Here is an 18273-nt window from a genome sequence, read left to right as displayed (position 1 = left end):
ATTTCTGTGCGCGAAGATGACCTCAACCACGACGGAACCGGCGCGGTTTTTTTATTGCTCCATTTCGAGAGGAGGTTTCCGGCGTGATTGTCGTGATCGACAACTATGATTCTTTTACATTTAATTTAGTACAGTATATGATGATGGCTGGGGCAGTGGTCAAAGTCTTTCGCAACGATGAAGTCACTGTGGATGAGTTGCGGGTGATGCAACCGAATGGCATCGTACTATCCCCTGGGCCATGTTCTCCGACGGAAGCGGGAATTTCGGTTGAAGTTGTGCAGCGCTTAGCATATGAAACGCCAATTCTCGGCGTCTGTCTTGGGCATCAGTCGATTGCGCAGGCGTTTGGCGCACGGATTATAAGAGCAACCGAAATCATGCATGGAAAAGTTTCTGTGATTGAGCATACAGGAGATTCTGAACTATTCCGCAATCTACCGAATCGATATCTCGCAACGAGATACCATTCTCTCGTGGTGGACCCAGTTTCACTCCCGGATAGTTTACGAGTAACCGCAAGGACAGATGACGGCGTCATTATGGCTTTACAACACCAACAATTCCCTGTATATGGTGTGCAATTTCACCCAGAAGCCGTTCTTACAGAATATGGACATGAGTTGATTGAGAATTTCCTCGAAATTGCGCATGAAGTTCGTCCTAGTCAGGCGCATGATGATGTGAATGACCGTGCTTTAGTTGAAGATGTTTCAGCAGGGAGGCTGCGCGCATGAAGATGCAAGTTCACGCAGTGGTGCCCGTGCGGACGAAACGCTTTGAACTGACAACGCAGGCAGAAGCTTTCTCGTTTTTTGTTGCCTTTGTGCGTGAGTACGGAGAAGAGCAAGCTTTTTTGCTTGATTCGGTCACGGATTCAAAGAAAGAATACTGTTCCTCGATGATCGGGTTGTTCCCCATATTAACGGTGCGGGCAAAAGGTGAGAAGTTGACAGTAAGCGGTCATGAGGCGGTTCTCTCTATTTTGCAGCCTGATGCTGAGCAAAAAATCCAATATAATCTCTCACAACATTTGGATGGAATCTTGCATTCTTTTGATGTGGAAGAGAATTTACCCGCTTATGCATTTGGTTATCTAGGTTTTTTTGGTTATGATTCTATTCGCTACTTTGAGAAGATTCCTAACACAACGACAGATGATCGCGAAATTGATGACTTTCATCTGCAAATCCATCGCATCGTCTTGCATATGACTCCAGAGCAAACTGTAATTTATGTTCATGAAATCGAAGGGGTGAAGGGGCCGGGTATCGCTGATGTAGAGCGTTTGCTGCATTTTGCCGCAAGCGAACCTCTTTCCTTTAAAGGGTATGACCGTAGCCATTTAATATCGCGTGAAGATGTGTCATTTGATGTATATCGCGAGCGCGTAGAGCGAATTAAGGAGTACATCCGAGCAGGAGATGTCTTTCAATGCGTGATTTCCAAGCGTTTGCGTGTTGAAGGGGAGATAGATACCTTAGAGGTCTATGGCCGACTCCGGAAAATGAATCCCTCTCCGTATATGTTTTACGCGCATTATGGATCGTATTTGATTTTTGGTGCAAGCCCGGAGATGCAGTTGCGAGTGCAAGATCAAGTTGTGCAAATGCGTCCAATTGCTGGGACGTCAAAAGGAAAAGGACTTACTCCGGACGAGAATCAATTGCTAATTGATGCTTTACAAAATGATCCAAAGGAACGAGCGGAGCATGTGATGTTAGTGGATTTGTGTAGAAACGATATCGGTCGCATCGCTGTTCCCGGGTCAGTACGTGTAGAACAACTATTGCAAATCGAAGAGTATTCTCACGTGTATCATCTTGTATCCCTTGTAACTGCAAAGATTCAAGCTGGCGTAAGTCCATTTGACGTATTTTTATCCACCTTTCCTGCAGGAACCTTATCAGGTGCACCAAAGGTACGTGCGATGGAGATTATTGATGAATTAGAAGATGTGAATCGTGGACCGTATGGTGGAATTATCGGCATGTTTGACATTCAAGGAAATGTTGATACTGCGATTATTATTCGCACCGTTGTGCATCAGGATGGCGTCTCCTATTTACAAGCTGGCGCGGGTATTGTTGCAGATTCTGATCCAGTGTTGGAATGGCGTGAGTGTGATCATAAACTCGGTGCATTGCGCGCGACGATCTACAATGAAGGAACGTGATTCGCGAGAATTTGAAATAAAAGGCCAGATTGCAGGAATTGACTGCAATCTGGCCTTTTATTGTTCTATTGGACGACATGTAGTGCGTAGGGTGAAAGAAAGGGGATGCGAGAGGGGGAGAAGATGTGGATGAATGGATGGAATTCATGGCTGTCATGGCTGCTGTTTCCGCAGGTGCGCAAGCGATTACGCAACAGATGAAAAAACGCCTCAATTTTCTACACTTACAAGCAAAATCCATTCCGAATGACAGCAAGTGGGATGAGTTGTATGAGGATGCGTTGCGCAGAGTAAATATCCATTTTCTTGCTGGGGTAAATGGCTCAGTATTGGCCGGATTGGCACAAATTCATCCTTTAGAAATGTTAAACTTGACGCCGATTTGGTCAAATATTGAACCTGCATGGATTGGCGATGCGTTTGATTACTTATCGGCAGGAGTGCTCGTCGCTTATGGAGGCCCGTGGTTTCATGATTTTCTTGGGTTGTTGCGCGCATATAAACAACAGCTTACTCAACTGCCTAAGACAAAATAGTTTCAGACCGTTTGATACAAGCTATAGTGCAAAAACAGGACAAAAGTAGTTGATTGTCGGAGCGATTCGTGGTATATTAGCTCTTGTCCGCGTGGAGAGATGTCCGAGTTGGTCGAAGGAGCACGATTGGAAATCGTGTAGGCGGCTATCACCGTCTCGTGGGTTCGAATCCCACTCTCTCCGCCATGCGGCGGAGTAGCTCAGCTGGTTAGAGCATGCGGTTCATACCCGCAGTGTCGGGGGTTCGAGTCCCTCCTCCGCCACCACTGTTTTTGCCACTTTAGCTCAGTTGGTAGAGCGGCTCACTCGTAATGAGCAGGTCAGCGGTTCGAGTCCGCTAAGTGGCTCCAGAAAAGGTTTGTTGCCAAAGAGGAACAAGAAGTCATCCAGTTTTGGACGGCTTCTTGTTCTTTTAGTTGAAGGTTTTAGTCAAGTAGAAACCTTTATTTGTTATGGCTAAAATCTGCTTTTAGTGAGCGAATCTGGCTCGCTAAAAGGGCAGTCTCTGCATGTAACTGTGGGTGATCAAGTATGAGGTGAACCTTGGCTGATGTTTCTGGTTCTTCTAATAGATACTGTTTTGCTAATTCGCTCAAGGGGAATTTCAAATAATGCACACTCGTAGTAAACTCGCGATCGTTATGCTCTTCTTCAAAAATAGCTGCAATCCGTTCTTCTCCGATCTCGATGAACAGCGTGTGTTCAATGCCTTTTAATTTTCTCAATGTTTCTTCCAACAGGGGAAGATCGTCGATCTCAATAAATAACGTTGCTGACAACTCATCTTCAGCTGGCAACATCGCCGAGTAAATCTCAATATATTCTGCGATCTCCTCGTGATCGGTCAAGTCTTCGCTGTTGACTAACTCCTGAATCTGAAAGAGGACCGTCTGTCGATTTTCAAATAAGAGGGAGATGAATTCATTCACTCGAATGCGACGAGACTGCTTATAAGCAATCATCTTGTGGATGTATTCGTCACGGCTCTTGCGATACGTAGAAAGTGGGATTAGGTCGTGCGACGTAATCATTGCATTCATAAACTCAGGCCTCCTTTCACAAAAATTACATAGTCATGAAAATTGCAGCTTGCGTTTTTCCTATACTTCTAATGAATCCAATAATTTTTGGAAACGTTGTGCGTGCACGCGTTCAGCCTTTGCCATGACCTCCATCCATTCTCCAATTTCTGCAAAACCTTCTTCTCGGGCGGTCGCTGCAAAGCCTGGATACATTTCTGTGTATTCATATGTTTCTCCAGCGATTGCAGACTTCAGCATTTCCTTGGCATCTCCTACTGGATACCCTGTAACAGGATCTCCTTCACCATGTTCGCGCAAGCGGTCAAAATGGCCAAAAGCATGTTTCGTTTCACCATTTGAAATGCTGCGAAATAAGTTGGCGACTTCGACAGCTCCTTCTAAATCTGCCTTATCTGCAAAATAAAGATATCTTCGATTTGCTTGAGATTCTCCTGCAAAACCTATTTTTAAATTTTCGGCTGTTTTTGATCCTTTTAAGTTCGCCATACGCTCATCTCCCTCAAGATATGTAGCCGCTTTGAATCGACTACTTATAATTAGAATAATTATTATTTTACTCAAAACCTATTATAGCATGGTTCAGAAGAATTTAGCAATTAATTTTTCGTTACTTAGTTCCTGGATATGATCAATCCCTTTGCTGCATTTTCCGCTAAAATGAAGATGGGGTTACCACCGATTGAAAATTCGAAGGTAAGGATGAGAATAAATTTGTTTGAACTTATACAAAAAGAAATGGAGACCGTAATACGAATGTGGGAAAACATGAAATATAGTACTGGCGATGAGATTTCTGATGATGCTGATCGCTTTCAAAAGGAATTTTATGCGCTGTTCGAACTCGTTTACTCATTGGTTGCAGAGCTTGAGAACCCTCTACAAGATGTTGAAGAGGCTCAGGCACACCCTGAATTTAAAAAAATATTTGAAATGTTACCAGATCCTTTGCGAATTCCATTTGAGATGGAACTAGATCGTATTTTGATGGGACAAGAGCGCGCTGTAGATTGCACTGAACAAGGCTAGTGCTGAGAATAAAACTCATGGGTCTCACAGAGGCATGATTCACTCTGGCAGTAAAAATCAGGGAACTCATATTTTGGTTGTTTATTGTTAAAATACATGATAATTTCATAGGGAAGGAAGTGTGCGAGGTTCAGAAGATGTAGTTGCTGAAACATCGACAAATCTTCCGCAATCAGACGTACAGAAAAATGTCTGAAGCGAGCGCCACGGGCGTTATCCCGTAAATATGAACGCAGAAAGAAGGTGAAAACTGCTACTGAACGCGGAAGTAACATAGGCAAAACAGAAACAGGGAAACTCTCGTGTGGATATGTTTGTCTATGTTTTCGGTAGCAGTGCGCGCAGTGACCGCGTCTTTTCGTACTTGTGAACAATGTGGGAAAGTATTTCTCGGTGTTCGAAAAATTTGTGATGCCTGTTTTGCGAAAGAAGAGCAAGAATTTGAGCTGGTGTCAGATTATTTGCGCGATCATCCAAACGCACAAGCGAAGGAGGTTTCAGATGAAACGGGAGTTGAAGTTGCTCATGTCATGAAGTGGGTGAAGGAAGGACGTCTTATCGCTCGAATTAACTATGCTTGTGAGCGTTGTGGTGCGACAATTCACGGGGGAAGGTATTGTGCGGAGTGTACGGCTGAACTCGGCCGAGATTTGCAAAAGACAAAAGCAGCGTTGCTTCGCTCAAACGATGGCTACTATTCTAAACGATAAGAGCCTGATCTATTCATCACAATGGCACGAGCTTACTTTCTAAATGGTCTTAGTCATTGACTTTGTCATATAAACAGGCTACAATTTCACAAGCAATCACGACTTTTATAGGGAGTGATGGCCGAGTTGGTCGAAGGCGCTCGCCTGCTAAGCGAGTATACGCTGTAAAGGCGTATCGAGGGTTCGAATCCCTCTCACTCCGCCAGTTATATTTTCAATGACAATCAATTTAAGAAGGAAGAACCGCTTGCATAGGCGGTCTATTTGTTTTTTACGCGCTAGACCTTGTGTTCTCTCAACAAAAAAGCTCCCGTTTACCCGTACAATTTGCAAAGCTTGAGGATCATGAATCAATCTCGAGCTTACAAATTTTACTTTTTTAGGGCGGGAGCGTTTTTTGCGGCTACCTGCGATATCTTTCACAGGTGGTTTTTCACACTTTCTAGGAGTTTTGCTCTTTACTCTTGATCTTCTTCCTCGAGCATCTCGTTGTACACTCGTTCAACATTTGCCCATTCGGCATCATCCTCAATGGCGATGAAATCAAGAAATTGTTCGCCATCCACATCTTTTTCTTCTACGCGAAAGATAAAGCCTTCTTCTGACGTTCCGTCTGCTGATACGAGAACAGCGTAAATTCTGGCGTCGACTTCAAATGTTTCTGCGATGAGGAATTCATGTTCATTGCCGTCTTCATCTTCTAGAATGACAACTTCTTCATCGACGAATTCATGCTCATGGTCGTGGTTGTGATCATCATGGTTTGACAATGGGAGGCCCCTCTTTCTCTTTGCGCATGCGCGCAATCTCTGCACCATCATCTTAACATTAGATGGTTCTTTTTCAAAGTTCAAATGCACGGGATTCAAGCATCTTGCGAAGAGCTTGGTCGCCCCAGCAAATAGCCTTGGCCAAATTCTATTTTACATTCCTTAAGGCAATTCAATTCATCGTCTGTTTCAATTCCTTCGGCAATTACTTTTGCGTTAAATCTGGTGCATATTTGGTCGATCGCTCGCACAATGTCCTGTTTTGTTTGATCTTTATCGATCCCGCAAATCAGTTCTCTGTCAATTTTCACAAAATCAGGTTTTACTTGTACGAGTGTCACTAAACCAGAATATCCTGCGCCCATATCATCGATCGCAATTTGATATCCTTGATTCCGGTAGTGATTCACGAGTTGTAAAAAGGCAGAGTAATCCTTGATTGCATGGTGTTCAGTAATTTCAAAGACAATTTGCTCAGGGCGAAGTCCTAATAACTCAATCAATATCCGTGTTTCGCCAGCTTTAAAGGTGGGATCGGATAAAATATAGGGGGAAATATTGAGAAAAAGTTTGTCAATGGGTGATAGGATGGCACGCTTCAGTGCCTCAGATCTGCAAATGCGCTCGAGTTCAAGCAAATGACCTGTGCGCTCTGCAACTTCAAATAGGGCGAGCGGTTGTGCGAATGCAGAATGCAGAGGTCCGCGCGCAAGAGATTCCCAACCGAGAATTGCATGAGTCTGAAGATTCTTGATCGGTTGATAATGGATTGCGATACTTCTTGTTGCGATGATGTATTCGAGTTCTTCTGCGAGTTGAAGTGGGATTTGTGAGGAGGGTTGTTGGCTCGGTAAAAGGATCGACAAGACCATCATCCTCATTTCGGGAATCGTTATATGCAGATTATACAGGGAATCGATGAGTTGCTTGTAAATGATGTACAAGGAATATGTAAAGGTTAATTAGGGGGAGATGAATTTTATTCTGATATAAAAAATAAGTTGCGAATGTATAATGAAGATATTGTGATTGTGCGCTTTGTAGCTTCGTGATTCGATTCATTCATGATGAAAGGGAGGGATCTGATGATTCCTATGCAAAGTTAGCTGTCCCACCAGGTGGGAATGAACATTGGATTCCATTGTTCTATGCGATGGGAGCAGCTGAGGATCAACGCGCGGCCGTACGCCGATATCAAAGCTATCAATACGGAAATCTGAGTGATAGCATTTGGCAATTCGGCTAGGCTTGGCCGCCTAGCTTATGATGCTTATGTTTTACATTGTATTTTTTAAATCGTTCATCACGGGCATTGTCAAATCCATCTGCAATTACTCCTATAAGAATTGCGAGGATGAGACACGTGGTGAGGATCGTTTGTGTTTTGATGATGAGTCCGATCAGGGCAAGTGCAAAGATCAAGGAGTATAAAACATAACGACTCGTACGTGGCATCAGGAATTACTCCTTTCATAGCGAATATAAGCTGCAAGGTGTACTTTTATAGTCGATATTATAACGAAAAAGAAGCACAATGTCATAGTCATCGAAAAACGCGGTATAATGACTGAGAACCGAGTTTAGTAAAATGAATGAACGGAAGGGGAGTCATTGTGGCTGAATTACCTAAAATTATGTTCCCTCGGGCAGAATATTTTCCGTTTTTTTACGAAGATACCCATTTATTATTCATCGTATTTGAACGTGATGCACATCGAGAATTGTTTCTGATCCGTGAAAGTGAAGGGGATGTCCTTCAATTAGACTATCCAGGTGGATTGTTTGAAGAACAGATTCGCGCTGCGGTCGATCGAATTTTGCTCGTAGAAATGGCTGAAGGAGAAGGAGAGACAAAGCGATTGGCGCTTGGGACGTACTTTCCGGTGGGGCCAGATATGTACGGGGCGTATTATGAGCGTAATACAGATGAGCAGACGCTCTACTTTTTGCGAATTATCGGTGAGGCAGATGACGTACAACTGGAAGCGGTTGTGGATGCAGACGAACATGCGCAAGTTTCTGAAGCGTTTATGGAGCGTTATAGCCACTTTTTTTCTGTTGCAACGTAAAGGTTTGTACGTCATCGAAAGTCTTCGAAACTTGCGTGAACGGTTCGACTGCAAAGCGTACATAGAGTAAGTTTATGTTCTTGCTTGTACTACAGATTCGCGCAAAGAAAAGCGGAAAGTTCCTCTGCTTCATCCGCCGTTATTGCAAAAACAGATGAAAGGTAGGCAACATCTTCCGCTTCTTGCGCACTTAATAGGGCCATTTTCCCTGTTTGGGTCGAAATGACCATTTTTTTTGCATAAAAATGGCTAGTCGACACAATCGCCAAGTCAAAATGAGAATGTAATCCTATAAATCCAACGTAACGTACAGGGCATTGTTCAGTTTCGTCATACAGGAGATCTAGGTTTTCCATGTCCACGCTCCATCTACATTCTGTATAGGAAATGTACATTCCCTATGACATATGGTTGAAATCTTCTTTCTCCAAGTCCCGCAGTTCAGCTGTATAGTGAAGAAATGCATTGCGATCTCCTCGATCAAGCGCTTCGTCGATGCATGTGCGCAGAGTCAACATGTGTTGATACTTTTGCGCTGTTTCTTGGAGCATCTGCGAAATGAACAGGGGAATTTGTAGAGCAGGTAAATTTACAAATAAGTAAAGCACATTTTCCCCTTCAAAAAAACGTTCTAACATGGTTACCACGTCTTTTGTCTGTGAGACTTTTTGCAAAACTCCATCCATGGGTAAGCGCGCGATCATGCCGTGTCGTCCGATAATGAGCAGCGGTACTTTATCCATCACGACGGTAATGGCTTCCACACGCTCCCGATGTGCTGCGAGTAGTTCCAAAACGCGCTCTGCGCCTGGCGGCAAAAGCTTTATGCGCAATTCATCTAACTCGGTTTGTGTAATCACGTTTATCGCCCCCTGAAAAGAAAGTGGCTTTTCGGGTCAAAACTTTCAACGATAAATGAGGGATACTTTACATTCATCATACGAAGTTTTGAGCATTCCGACAACCCTGTTCTTTCGCCCTTATATCTTCCATTCTACGGAAAAAACGAAGAAAAATATTCCACGAATGAAGGAAAGTATCACGCCTTACACTAAGCCTATTCATTGTGACTGGGGGTGTTCGGGATGGCTCCTGCTTCATGGGTCTATTTTGCGGGGCTCTATGACACAAAGTTTGAAGCATATTGTGCGGCGATGTGGATGGAAGGAGATCAAAAAGTTTTTGGTCGCTGTTCTCCATCTGAACTCCAATTGTATAAAACCGAAAGCGGAAAATTTGGGGTTCGATTTCGTTAGCGCTAAAAGTGTGGTATGATACGCATGAATGGCAGAGGATCGGACGTTGCCGATCCTCTTTACATAGTGCAAGGAACGCGGCAGGAACTGTCTGAAGGAGGAAGCGCAGATGAGTGTCATCCCGACAGTCATTGAACAAACGAGTCGCGGAGAGCGAGCGTATGATTTATATTCACGCTTGTTAAAGGATCGCATCATATTTTTGGGTTCAGAAATCGATGATGATGTTGCCAATGCAGTTGTAGCGCAATTGCTCTTTTTGGCGTCGGAGGATGCAGAGAAAGATATTTTCCTTTATATTAATAGTCCGGGTGGATCTGTATCTGCGGGACTTGCAATTTATGACACGATGAATTTGATTAAGCCTGATGTGGCAACGATTTGCGTTGGACTTGCAGCTTCAATGGGTGCGGTGCTTCTTACAGGGGGAGCAAAAGGCAAGCGTTCAGCTTTGCCAAACAGCGAAATTATGATTCATCAGCCGTTAGGAGGGCAACGCGGACAGGCGAGCGATATTAAAATTGCTGCCGATCATATTTTACGTACGCGTGACCGCCTTAATCGATTGATTGCTGAGCATTCCGGACAACCTCTATCACGTATTGAGAAGGATACAGATCGAGACTTTTTCATGTCAGCGAATGAAGCACAGGAATATGGGTTAATCGATCAGGTTTTGCTTCCATGAGCGCATACCCTATTCCATTTTCTACATATATGAAAGAAGCTCTATATGGAGAAAATGGCTACTATATGACAGAGCGAGATCGGTTTGGCCGTTTGGGTGACTTTTATACGAGCGCACAGGTGTCGCCGCTATTTGGTGCCCTGTGGGCTCGCTTTGTCATGGAACAATCACCTTTGACGCACGCGATTTGCATTGTTGAACTCGGGTGTGGTGACGGTGATCTTGCAGCAGGACTGGTGAAAGAGTGGCTTCGTGTTTGCAAGGAGACTCAGCGATTACTCTATGTAGGAATCGACCTCTCTCCTTTTGCGCGCAAGCGTACGGTTGAACGTTTGCAGCAGATACTAACGGAACGGGATTGTAATGGCGTTGTTGAATTTGCAATCGCGTCAACCGTTGAAGCGGCTAAGGCGATGCAAAAAGATTGGCCCCAAACTACGTGGGTGATTGGCAACGAAGTGCTTGATGCACTGCCATGTGAAGTTGTGCGGGTAACTCGCAACAAGGAAGTTTGGCGTCTCATGGTGACAACTGCAAAATCGCTTCCTCCTGATCAACCTGTAGGTCCTTTTGGGGGAAAGCAACTTGTCACTTACTTTGAACCTGTGGTGGCAGGTCCCTTACAGGAATATGCGAATCGATACGTTTTTCCGCTTTTTGCGGAGCTTGACGCCGATGTTCTGATCACAGAGATGCAGGTGAGTTTGCCACAATTGATTCGTGAAATAACAGAAGTATTGCACCCGCGTTATATCGCGTGGATCGACTATGGAGGATTGACGCGTGACGTCATCGCTGAAGATCGTCCCTATGGATCTTTACGGTCTTATTTTGCCCATCATATGATAGAGGATTGGCTAGATCTTGCGGGCGAAGTGGACGTGACGTTTGATGTTGATTTTACGTTTGTGAGCGATGTGCTTTTCTCCTACGGATATACTACGCAATTGTTACAGCGGCAAGGCCCTTTTTTAATGGGGATTTCGGCATTAGAAGAAGTATTTTACGCTATGCAACAAAAAGACCACTCGCTTTCGCAAAAACTCAAACAGCTAGTCATGCCGGGTGGATTTGGCGACCGCTTTTTCGTGATGCTTGCAGAGCCGTTGCAAAGGGGATGAAATTTGCTCCCAGATTGTAAAGTTGTTAAATTCGCAGTGCTGTATTTCACCAGTCCGTGCATATATATACCCGTAGAAGCCTCGGTATTTGGAGGGGTATACGGGCATGAAGACGATCAGACAGGATGCATGGACCCCTGAGGATGACGCAAAATTAGCGGAGATTATCTTGCGTCATATTCGGGAGGGGAGTACCCAATTAGCTGCATTTGAAGAAGGCGCGCAAGCCCTAAAGCGCACACCGGCAGCCTGTGGGTATCGCTGGAATGCCTGCGTTCGGAAACAGTTTTTAGCTGCGATTGACTTTGCAAAACTCGAGCGTAGAGAGCATCGTGATGAACGGCTGAGACATCCGCAGGGAAACGTGGATGAGATGGAAGAGGCGCAAGCCCACGTCTTAACATGGAATGCGGTTTTAAAGTTTTTACGGCAGTATCGACGCGATTTTATGGCGTTGCAAAACCGCGTCAAGCAACTGGAACGAGATGTTGATTCGGCTCGGATGGAAGTGGAAAAGTTACGCAAAGACAAATCCGATTTATTGCAACGATTGCATGATGTATCTGATGAATATCAGATGATCAACGAGGATTATAAGGCTCTCCTTGAGATTGTCGATCGGGCACGCAAACGGCAACTTAGCGATTTGCGCCCCATAACAGAAGTGACTGTACATATTAGCTCTGATAACCAGGAAGAGGAATCGTAAAAAAAGGCGGACGAGAGCATATGCCCTGTCCGCCTTTTTTACGATTGCGAGTTATTTTTGCTTTTTACTTTGCGTTTGCGTAGTTTTCCGCAACTTGCGGCCAATTGACCACATTCCAAAAAGCAGAAATATAATCTGCGCGCTTGTTTTGATACTTGAGGTAGTAAGCGTGCTCCCATACGTCGAGCCCTAAAATGGGCGTCAAGCCATCCATGTAGGGACTGTCTTGGTTCGGCGTGCTCGTGATTGCGAGTTTTCCTGTCGAATCAAGCACAAGCCAGGCCCAGCCGCTGCCAAACCGCGTAGCTGCTGCTTTCACAAATTCTTCCTTAAATTTCGCAAAGCTGCCAAATTCCTTATTTATTGCATCTGCAAGTTCGCCAGTCGGTTCTCCACCGCCGTTTGGACTCAATAACTTCCAAAACATGTTGTGGTTGACGTGGCCGCCTCCATTGTTGCGAACCGTTGTGCGAATGGATTCAGGCACATCATGAATGTTTTTAAGAATGTCAATTGCAGATTTTGCTTGTAAATCTGGGTGGTTTTCTAATGCGGCGTTTAAGTTATTGGTGTACGCAACATGATGTCCATCGTGGTGCACAGTCATTGTTTTTGCATCGATGTACGGTTCTAGTGCATCGGCTGCATACGGTAGTGCAGGTGTTTCAAATGCCATGAAGAGTCCCCTCTTTCCTCGTATATGTAACAGGTTGACCGCCATTGTACGGATCAACCAATTTTCATTATACCATACCCCGACAAATGGCGGTGTGTTGCAACAACTTTATAGCTAGATTGCTGCCAAGGCAGATGTAAATGCCTGTTTGAGGTCCTCTACGTGTCCATTGCGCGAGTAAAGATAACGTCCTGCGGGATGCTTTTCGTAGTACTCTTCAACGTCATGTAACGTCTGATCGATTTTTGCGCAAAGCGTCTGCGCGTCTTGCGATTGGCCGACTTCTGGAATGAAGGAATCAGCGCTCCTTTTCAGGAATCCACACATAGGGATTCTCACCGCGATCTCTTTGTGCATCATATTTCACAGGCGTGAATCCAAGACGCAAGAAAAAGGGATGGGATTGTCCACGTACATTTACTTTGATTGCGTGACCTAAAGATTTTGCATATTCAACGAGCGCTGTCCCCAAACCTCGGCCTTTATAGCCAGGGAGCACCTCAAGTTTCCAGAGTTCAAGGTAATCGCGCGGAGGATCAAAATAGCGATCGTATTTCGCGTGAATCGGGTAGAGACTCATGCGTGCCACTAATTTGCCGTCCTCGTAAATCCCATAAAACGGACTATCAATTTGGTTTTCTACCATGTTTTCTTTGAGTTCATCCAGCATGGAAAGTTCTTCGAGACCATTTTCATTAAAACGTTTAAATTCTTCGAGTGTATGGTAATTAATTTGCAACCGAATGACGTCCGTCATGGACTCCCCTCCTTCAGTTTTCAACTTCATTATACACAATCACGCGTTTGATTTTTGTTCCTTGTGCATTCCTTTATACATAAGCTTAGGGATTGTTATGCAGGTTATAAATGGACAGTGGAAGGGGTCGGAAAGATGCGCCGCAAAATGAGATGTTGCTATCTGCTCGCAGGTCTACTCGTCAGTCTATCTATAACGGGTTGCTATGACCGTTCGGAACTTGAGGGACAGGCGTTTCTTGTGACGATGGGGATTGATAAACAAATAAAAGGCAACGACGTTGTTGTTGCAGGTCGTATCGCTGTACCCAGTAAGCTTTCGGGTTCAAGCGGTGGTGGCGGGGGGAGTGGGGGTGGAGGAGCTGGCGGTGATTTTCGTACAGGGACGCCGATCGTTTCGGCGACAGGAAAAAGTTTGCACGAAGCATTTAATGTCATGAATGCGGGTGTCGAACGCAAACTCAATCTCTCACATTTAGCGGCGATTCTTTTTGGTGAAAGGGCGGCGCGGCAGGGTGTTTTACCCTATATGCGCGCACTCGTGCGCTATCGAGAGTTCCGCAGAACGCTTTTTTTATTTGTTGCAAAGGGCAGTGTAGGCAATATCTTTGTTCATGATAAACCCGTCCTAGAAACTTCGGCGACAAGAGTGTTTGAAGATTTACAGGAATCTAGCGAACGTACAGGGTATGCCCCTTCAGTTGAAGTGCACCAATTTATGAATGCGTTGGAGATGCCAAATACTGACCCTGTTTTACCCGTATTGAGCGAGAACGAACAAGTAGGCAAAGAGAATAAAAAAACTTCTGGTTCCACGGATGATTTGCGGTCGCAAAATGCCAATACTGAGCCCGGGAAAATGAATCGGGCGGGAGGAAATCCGATAGAATGTGTCGGGACAGCAATCTTTCGGGCAGATCGGATGCAGACAATTTTAGATGGGGAGCAATCACGCTATTTGCAATTGCTATCCGGGGAGTTACATCGAGCGATTGTCGTTGTGCACTCTCCGATTGGGCAACCTGCGCCTGTTACTTTGATGGTACACAATGCAAAACCAGAACAAGTTCGCATTGCTCTATCTGGAGAACGTCCAGTCATTGACATTACACAATCTTTTGAAGGGACTTTGCTAGGGGATCAGACAGATGCTTCGTTCGTGAGTTCTCGCGCACGCAAACAATTGGAGAAAAAAATAGAGAAAGAAATCAGTAAACAGGAAATGTCTCTCATTCACAAAATGTTTGTCACTTACGATGTTGATCCGTTTGGCTTTTTTCGCTATGCACGCGGATTATTTCCAACCTATGGAGCAATGCAACAGTACAATTGGCATCGACAGTTGCCAAGAATTGTGACAAAGTTACACGTGCGAGTGATTGTTCGACGAATTGGCACACAGCTTGATCCGCCTGAGATTCCAGGGACACGTTAAGGAAGCAAAGGGCGTCTTTGGATATGAATGATTTGCCCCGTAATCGGATCGATCATGACCATCGCGGGGGCGGTGTGTGGTTTGTCGCGCAATTCGGGTGGAGCTACTGATGCGGTAGGTGTTTCTCGCGCATCCGTGGTTGTCTCAGGCTGCTGATCTTGTGTGGATTGTAGTTGCTGCCAGATTGTACTTGCTAGTGTGGATGCCATTTCTAGCATAAGCGGGTTTTCTAAAATAGATTGAAGCGGCGCACTGTCCTTAAGTCCTTCAGGGAGAACTGCGCCGCGGATTGATGCAGCAATTTGTGTAATGAGAGCGAGGTATTCTTCTGTAGATACGTGTAACATACGGCTTTCCGCTAAAATGCGACGCTGAATCTTTGCCGGGATACGCAAAGGGCGATTTTTTTTGACGTTCATCTCATCACACCTACATTTGACTTTCGCACGGCACAAACAGCCCGTATGCGGTTTGTGCCGATAGGGTTTTTGGGGCTTTTTTATCATATGGAAGTTAGCTAATCGACGTTCCACTGATCTGGGTTAACAGAGGCAGATAGAGAATGACTTGTGGTAATGGGGGATGAGATGGCATCGTAAGGGGGATTTTCTTTTGGCTATAGATTATATTGATTAGTCTGTGATACAATAAACTGTCAGACAAAATGAGATAGACGGAGAGGAACGAATCGTTCGTGAAACATCTGCGCAACATTGCAATTATTGCTCACGTCGATCATGGAAAAACGACCTTGGTCGATCAATTATTGCGTCAATCAGGAGTATTTCGGAGTAATGAAGCGGTTACTGAGCGGGCGCTTGACTCAAATGACCTTGAGCGCGAACGCGGAATCACGATTCTTGCAAAAAATACAGCCATTCAATATCAGGATTATCTGATTAACATCGTCGATACACCCGGCCACGCTGATTTTGGCGGTGAAGTAGAGCGGATTATGCAGATGGTTGACGGTGTTTTACTCGTCGTTGACGCTTTTGAAGGGTGCATGCCGCAAACTCGCTTTGTCTTGCGTAAGGCCTTGGATCAGAATTTGGTACCGATCGTGGTGATTAATAAGATTGATCGACCGATGGCGCGTCCATTAGAAGTGGTGGACGAAGTGTTGGAACTTTTTATGGATCTTGGCGCATCGGATGAACAGATTAATTTCCCTGTGGTATATGCTTCCGCGGTCAATGGGACAGCGACGCTTGATCTGGATCAGCCGAGTCCGGATTTTCGGCCTTTGTTTGAAGCGATCATTGAAACGATCCCAGCCCCTACAGACGATTCGACGGGGCCTTTGCAGTGGCAGGCGAGTATTCTCGATTACAGTGAATTTTTGGGCCGCATTGGCATTGGGCGCATCGTACGCGGTACGATCAAACTTGGACAACAAGTGATTGTGCTAAAGCAAAGTGGAGAAACATCACTGCAACGCGTTACCAAGTTATATGGTTTTCGCGGGTTGCGACGTGTTGAATTAGAGCAAGCGAGCGCAGGTGAAATTGTCGCGGTTGCAGGGCTTGGAGATTTAACGGTTGGTGAAACGGTAGCTGATGTCAATTTTCCAGAAGCTCTACCTTCGATTCCCATCGAAGAACCTTCATTGCAAATGACGTTTGTTGTGAATGACAGTCCTTTTGCAGGAAGAGAAGGAACACATGTGACGTCGCGTAAACTTCGTTCGCGATTGTATGCAGAACTTGAAAAAGACGTGAGTTTGCGCGTGCAAGATACAGATTCGCCAGATGCATTTCTTGTTTCAGGTCGCGGTGAGTTGCATTTATCGATTTTAATTGAAACGATGCGACGAGAAGGATACGAGATGCAGGTCTCAAAACCGCGGGTTATTTTCAAACGAGATGAGAAAAATGGATTGCTTGAGCCGATTGAACACGTGGTGATCGATGTTCCAGAGGAACATGTGGGAACAGTGATGGAGCGCTTAGGCGGTCGTCGTGGGGAGCTTGTACAAATGGTTCCTGGGACGTCCTCCACACGTCTGGAGTTTCACGTACCTGCACGGGGCCTGATCGGATTTCGTTCGGAACTGTTGACGGCAACGCGTGGCTATGGGACGATGCACCATACGTTCTTACATTATGAACCCTATAAAGGCGAGATTTCTGATCGACAAAGCGGGGTGCTCGTTGCGAGTGAAGCTGGGGTTGCAACAGCTTACGCCATTCAGTCGATTGAGGAGCGCGGAGTGCTTTTTATCACACCTGGAGCAGAAGTCTACGAAGGGATGATCATTGGCGAGCATTCCCGCGATAATGACCTTGTGGTCAATGTTTGCCGCGAGAAACATATGAGCAATGTTCGATCCGCGACGAAAGAGGACACGTCGCGTTTAAAAGCGCCGCGTATCCTCTCGCTTGAGGCGGCTCTTGAGTACTTGGCTGACGATGAGTATTGTGAGGTCACCCCAAAAACGATTCGCTTGCGTAAAAAGGTATTAAAAAAGGGAGAGCGCGAAAAAGCGCAAAAACAATCTACTTTGCAAGATGTGCAGGTTTAGATTACAAGTCCACCATTTGGACTAATGATCTGCCCAGTGATAAATGAAGCTGTAGGGCTTGCGAGAAAGAGCACGGCAGCCGCGACATCTTGTGGGGTTCCAAGACGCCCAACCGGTGTTTCGCGCAAGAGTTGTTCGCGATCTGCCGCGCTCAAATGTCGCAGCATATCGGTTTCGATGGCGCCAGGAGCGACTGCATTAACAGTTATGCCAGAAGGCGCCACTTCTTTTGCCAGTGCTTTAGTAAAGGCGATCAATCCGCCTTTTGATGCGGAATACGCAACCTCCAAAGAACCCCCAGCGATTCCCCAAATCGAACTTATATTCACAATTCTCCCATATTGCACGCGCAACATTCCGGGTAAAACAGCTTGTGCCAAAAAAAATGGGGCTTTTAAATTCGCATCCATCAATGCGTCGAATGTTTGCTCTTTTGTATCTAAAAATAGCTCAGCATGTGCACGCCCAGCGTTATTAACGAGAATCGTAGGCGCACCAAGTAAAACGGTCGTATCCTCGACGAGCTTTGCAATGGCAGCTTTGTCAGCGACATTCGCCTGCAGGGCGATTGCTTTTGAACCATAAGCTTGGCACTTAGCGACGACTTCAAGAGCAGCATCACGCTGTGAAAAATAGTTGACGGCGACAGCGGCTCCGGCTTTAGCAAGCGTGCGCGCAATTTCCGCGCCAATACCGCGCGAAGCGCCAGTGACAAGGGCGACTTGTCCAAATAGTGGGCGAGTCGTTGAAAATGAATGGACATGTGACATAGAAGATC

Annotated in this window: 24 protein-coding genes and 4 tRNA genes; 17 read left to right on the top strand and 11 right to left on the bottom strand. The window is 45.4% G+C overall.

All coding sequences use genetic code 11. The annotated features are described in order from the left end of the window. Positions 1–83: 83 nt before the first annotated feature. The 6 genes from BM613_RS07150 (at position 84) to BM613_RS07125 (ending at position 3062) form a co-directional block, all read left to right on the top strand. Positions 84–737, top strand: a complete 654-nt coding sequence (locus tag BM613_RS07150) for an anthranilate synthase component II (RefSeq protein ID WP_109430490.1) — start codon at positions 84–86, stop codon at positions 735–737. Next, entirely contained in the window at positions 734–2176 is a 1443-nt protein-coding gene (locus tag BM613_RS07145) for an anthranilate synthase component I family protein (protein ID WP_109430489.1), read from the top strand. Before BM613_RS07150 ends, BM613_RS07145 begins: the two co-directional genes overlap by 4 nt. A gap of 125 nt (positions 2177–2301) precedes the next feature. Further along, a complete protein-coding gene (locus BM613_RS07140) occupies positions 2302–2712 on the top strand; it encodes a hypothetical protein (RefSeq protein WP_109430488.1) in 411 nt (136 codons plus the stop codon). Positions 2713–2805: 93 nt separating this feature from the next. After that, positions 2806–2898, top strand: a tRNA-Ser gene (locus tag BM613_RS07135). A 3-nt stretch (positions 2899–2901) separates the two neighbouring features. Then, positions 2902–2978: transfer RNA gene (locus BM613_RS07130), tRNA-Met, on the top strand. Between the two features lie 8 nt (positions 2979–2986). After that, a tRNA-Thr gene (locus tag BM613_RS07125) sits at positions 2987–3062 on the top strand. Between the two features lie 93 nt (positions 3063–3155). Here the strand turns inward: BM613_RS07125 and BM613_RS07120 are convergent. Together BM613_RS07120 and BM613_RS07115 are read right to left on the bottom strand one after the other, a co-directional pair. After that, positions 3156–3752, bottom strand: a complete 597-nt coding sequence (locus BM613_RS07120) for a DUF3501 family protein (protein ID WP_109430487.1) — start codon at positions 3750–3752, stop codon at positions 3156–3158. 60 nt (positions 3753–3812) lie between these two features. Then, positions 3813–4241, bottom strand: a complete 429-nt coding sequence (locus BM613_RS07115; protein ID WP_109430486.1) for a rubrerythrin family protein — start codon at positions 4239–4241, stop codon at positions 3813–3815. A gap of 225 nt (positions 4242–4466) precedes the next feature. On the opposite strand from BM613_RS07115, the gene BM613_RS07110 reads away from it, so the two are divergent. The 3 genes from BM613_RS07110 to BM613_RS07100 all read left to right on the top strand — a co-directional run bounded on the left by BM613_RS07110 (position 4467) and on the right by BM613_RS07100 (position 5696). Continuing rightward, entirely contained in the window at positions 4467–4781 is a 315-nt protein-coding gene (locus BM613_RS07110) for a hypothetical protein (protein ID WP_109430485.1), read from the top strand. Between the two features lie 320 nt (positions 4782–5101). Then, complete coding sequence (locus tag BM613_RS07105) at positions 5102–5491, top strand: hypothetical protein (protein ID WP_109430484.1); 390 nt, start codon at positions 5102–5104, stop codon at positions 5489–5491. Positions 5492–5602: 111 nt separating this feature from the next. Next, positions 5603–5696: transfer RNA gene (locus BM613_RS07100), tRNA-Ser, on the top strand. Between the two features lie 253 nt (positions 5697–5949). Here BM613_RS07100 and BM613_RS07095 read toward each other — a convergent pair. Together BM613_RS07095 and BM613_RS07090 are read right to left on the bottom strand one after the other, a co-directional pair. Beyond that, positions 5950–6261 (bottom strand): DUF1292 domain-containing protein, encoded by a 312-nt coding sequence (locus tag BM613_RS07095; RefSeq protein ID WP_181362947.1) that lies wholly within the window; start codon positions 6259–6261, stop codon positions 5950–5952. A gap of 95 nt (positions 6262–6356) precedes the next feature. Continuing rightward, positions 6357–7127, bottom strand: coding sequence for an EAL domain-containing protein (locus BM613_RS07090; RefSeq protein WP_181362946.1), 771 nt, complete (start codon positions 7125–7127; stop codon positions 6357–6359). A 182-nt stretch (positions 7128–7309) separates the two neighbouring features. Between BM613_RS07090 and BM613_RS15005 the strand changes: the two genes are divergently transcribed. Next, positions 7310–7507 (top strand): hypothetical protein, encoded by a 198-nt coding sequence (locus BM613_RS15005; protein WP_109430481.1) that lies wholly within the window; start codon positions 7310–7312, stop codon positions 7505–7507. On the opposite strand, the gene BM613_RS07080 is transcribed toward BM613_RS15005, so the two are convergent. Continuing rightward, positions 7504–7716, bottom strand: coding sequence for a hypothetical protein (locus BM613_RS07080; protein ID WP_109430480.1), 213 nt, complete (start codon positions 7714–7716; stop codon positions 7504–7506). The two genes, BM613_RS15005 and BM613_RS07080, sit on opposite strands and share 4 nt — an antisense overlap. 158 nt (positions 7717–7874) lie before the next feature. Between BM613_RS07080 and BM613_RS07075 the strand changes: the two genes are divergently transcribed. Next, on the top strand, positions 7875–8330 hold the full coding sequence (locus BM613_RS07075; protein ID WP_109430479.1) for a hypothetical protein: 456 nt from the start codon (positions 7875–7877) through the stop codon (positions 8328–8330). 89 nt (positions 8331–8419) lie between these two features. Here BM613_RS07075 and BM613_RS07070 read toward each other — a convergent pair whose 3' ends face one another. Both BM613_RS07070 and BM613_RS07065 read right to left on the bottom strand, forming a co-directional pair. Continuing rightward, positions 8420–8686, bottom strand: coding sequence for a DUF3055 domain-containing protein (locus BM613_RS07070; RefSeq protein ID WP_181362945.1), 267 nt, complete (start codon positions 8684–8686; stop codon positions 8420–8422). A gap of 42 nt (positions 8687–8728) precedes the next feature. Beyond that, entirely contained in the window at positions 8729–9190 is a 462-nt protein-coding gene (locus tag BM613_RS07065; RefSeq protein WP_109430477.1) for an IDEAL domain-containing protein, read from the bottom strand. Positions 9191–9415: 225 nt separating this feature from the next. On the opposite strand from BM613_RS07065, the gene BM613_RS15000 reads away from it, so the two are divergent. The 4 genes from BM613_RS15000 to BM613_RS07050 all read left to right on the top strand — a co-directional run bounded on the left by BM613_RS15000 (position 9416) and on the right by BM613_RS07050 (position 12104). Beyond that, positions 9416–9586 (top strand): hypothetical protein, encoded by a 171-nt coding sequence (locus BM613_RS15000; protein ID WP_181362944.1) that lies wholly within the window; start codon positions 9416–9418, stop codon positions 9584–9586. 91 nt (positions 9587–9677) lie between these two features. Then, positions 9678–10274, top strand: coding sequence for an ATP-dependent Clp endopeptidase proteolytic subunit ClpP (clpP, locus tag BM613_RS07060; protein ID WP_281267835.1), 597 nt, complete (start codon positions 9678–9680; stop codon positions 10272–10274). Between the two features lie 29 nt (positions 10275–10303). Next, entirely contained in the window at positions 10304–11395 is a 1092-nt protein-coding gene (locus BM613_RS07055) for an SAM-dependent methyltransferase (RefSeq protein ID WP_181362943.1), read from the top strand. Positions 11396–11501: 106 nt separating this feature from the next. Further along, entirely contained in the window at positions 11502–12104 is a 603-nt protein-coding gene (locus BM613_RS07050; protein ID WP_109430474.1) for an RsfA family transcriptional regulator, read from the top strand. A gap of 64 nt (positions 12105–12168) precedes the next feature. Here the strand turns inward: BM613_RS07050 and BM613_RS07045 are convergent, their stop codons facing one another. Then, positions 12169–12780 carry a superoxide dismutase gene (locus BM613_RS07045; protein ID WP_109430473.1) on the bottom strand — a complete coding sequence of 204 codons (612 nt, stop codon included), beginning with the start codon at positions 12778–12780 and terminating at the stop codon, positions 12169–12171. 298 nt (positions 12781–13078) lie between these two features. Continuing rightward, a complete protein-coding gene (locus BM613_RS07035) occupies positions 13079–13537 on the bottom strand; it encodes an N-acetyltransferase (protein ID WP_109430471.1) in 459 nt (152 codons plus the stop codon). Between the two features lie 135 nt (positions 13538–13672). On the opposite strand from BM613_RS07035, the gene BM613_RS07030 reads away from it, so the two are divergent. Then, positions 13673–14971, top strand: a complete 1299-nt coding sequence (locus BM613_RS07030) for a Ger(x)C family spore germination protein (RefSeq protein WP_109430470.1) — start codon at positions 13673–13675, stop codon at positions 14969–14971. Here the strand turns inward: BM613_RS07030 and BM613_RS07025 are convergent. After that, positions 14968–15390, bottom strand: coding sequence for a hypothetical protein (locus tag BM613_RS07025; protein WP_109430469.1), 423 nt, complete (start codon positions 15388–15390; stop codon positions 14968–14970). The genes BM613_RS07030 and BM613_RS07025 overlap by 4 nt on opposite strands. A 275-nt stretch (positions 15391–15665) precedes the next feature. On the opposite strand from BM613_RS07025, the gene typA reads away from it, so the two are divergent. Beyond that, a complete protein-coding gene (typA, locus tag BM613_RS07020) occupies positions 15666–17495 on the top strand; it encodes a translational GTPase TypA (RefSeq protein ID WP_109430468.1) in 1830 nt (609 codons plus the stop codon). On the opposite strand, the gene ymfI is transcribed toward typA, so the two are convergent. Next, complete coding sequence (gene ymfI / locus BM613_RS07015; RefSeq protein ID WP_109430467.1) at positions 17492–18265, bottom strand: elongation factor P 5-aminopentanone reductase; 774 nt, start codon at positions 18263–18265, stop codon at positions 17492–17494. The two genes, typA and ymfI, sit on opposite strands and share 4 nt — an antisense overlap. Positions 18266–18273: the final 8 nt, after the last annotated feature.

This window comes from Sulfoacidibacillus thermotolerans (assembly GCF_003144315.1).
Taxonomy (GTDB): domain Bacteria; phylum Bacillota; class Bacilli; order Alicyclobacillales; family SLC66; genus Sulfoacidibacillus; species Sulfoacidibacillus thermotolerans.
Note: the sequence above shows the minus strand (reverse complement) of the source record. Positions and strands in the feature narration are given on the sequence as shown.

What these genes read in the sequence shown, in the direction of transcription:
- BM613_RS07035 (WP_109430471.1), bottom strand. Translation starts at nt 13,537, where the DNA reads ATGACGGACGTCATTCGGTTGCAAATTAATTACCATACACTCGAAGAA.
- BM613_RS07105 (WP_109430484.1), top strand. Translation starts at nt 5,102, where the DNA reads ATGTTTTCGGTAGCAGTGCGCGCAGTGACCGCGTCTTTTCGTACTTGT.
- BM613_RS15000 (WP_181362944.1), top strand. Translation starts at nt 9,416, where the DNA reads ATGGCTCCTGCTTCATGGGTCTATTTTGCGGGGCTCTATGACACAAAG.
- BM613_RS07030 (WP_109430470.1), top strand. Translation starts at nt 13,673, where the DNA reads ATGCGCCGCAAAATGAGATGTTGCTATCTGCTCGCAGGTCTACTCGTC.
- BM613_RS07025 (WP_109430469.1), bottom strand. Translation starts at nt 15,390, where the DNA reads ATGAACGTCAAAAAAAATCGCCCTTTGCGTATCCCGGCAAAGATTCAG.
- BM613_RS07145 (WP_109430489.1), top strand. Translation starts at nt 734, where the DNA reads ATGAAGATGCAAGTTCACGCAGTGGTGCCCGTGCGGACGAAACGCTTT.
- BM613_RS07120 (WP_109430487.1), bottom strand. Translation starts at nt 3,752, where the DNA reads ATGAATGCAATGATTACGTCGCACGACCTAATCCCACTTTCTACGTAT.
- BM613_RS07055 (WP_181362943.1), top strand. Translation starts at nt 10,304, where the DNA reads ATGAAAGAAGCTCTATATGGAGAAAATGGCTACTATATGACAGAGCGA.
- BM613_RS07070 (WP_181362945.1), bottom strand. Translation starts at nt 8,686, where the DNA reads ATGGAAAACCTAGATCTCCTGTATGACGAAACTGAACAATGCCCTGTA.
- BM613_RS07115 (WP_109430486.1), bottom strand. Translation starts at nt 4,241, where the DNA reads ATGGCGAACTTAAAAGGATCAAAAACAGCCGAAAATTTAAAAATAGGT.
- ymfI (WP_109430467.1), bottom strand. Translation starts at nt 18,265, where the DNA reads ATGTCACATGTCCATTCATTTTCAACGACTCGCCCACTATTTGGACAA.
- BM613_RS07080 (WP_109430480.1), bottom strand. Translation starts at nt 7,716, where the DNA reads ATGCCACGTACGAGTCGTTATGTTTTATACTCCTTGATCTTTGCACTT.
- BM613_RS07050 (WP_109430474.1), top strand. Translation starts at nt 11,502, where the DNA reads ATGAAGACGATCAGACAGGATGCATGGACCCCTGAGGATGACGCAAAA.
- BM613_RS07045 (WP_109430473.1), bottom strand. Translation starts at nt 12,780, where the DNA reads ATGGCATTTGAAACACCTGCACTACCGTATGCAGCCGATGCACTAGAA.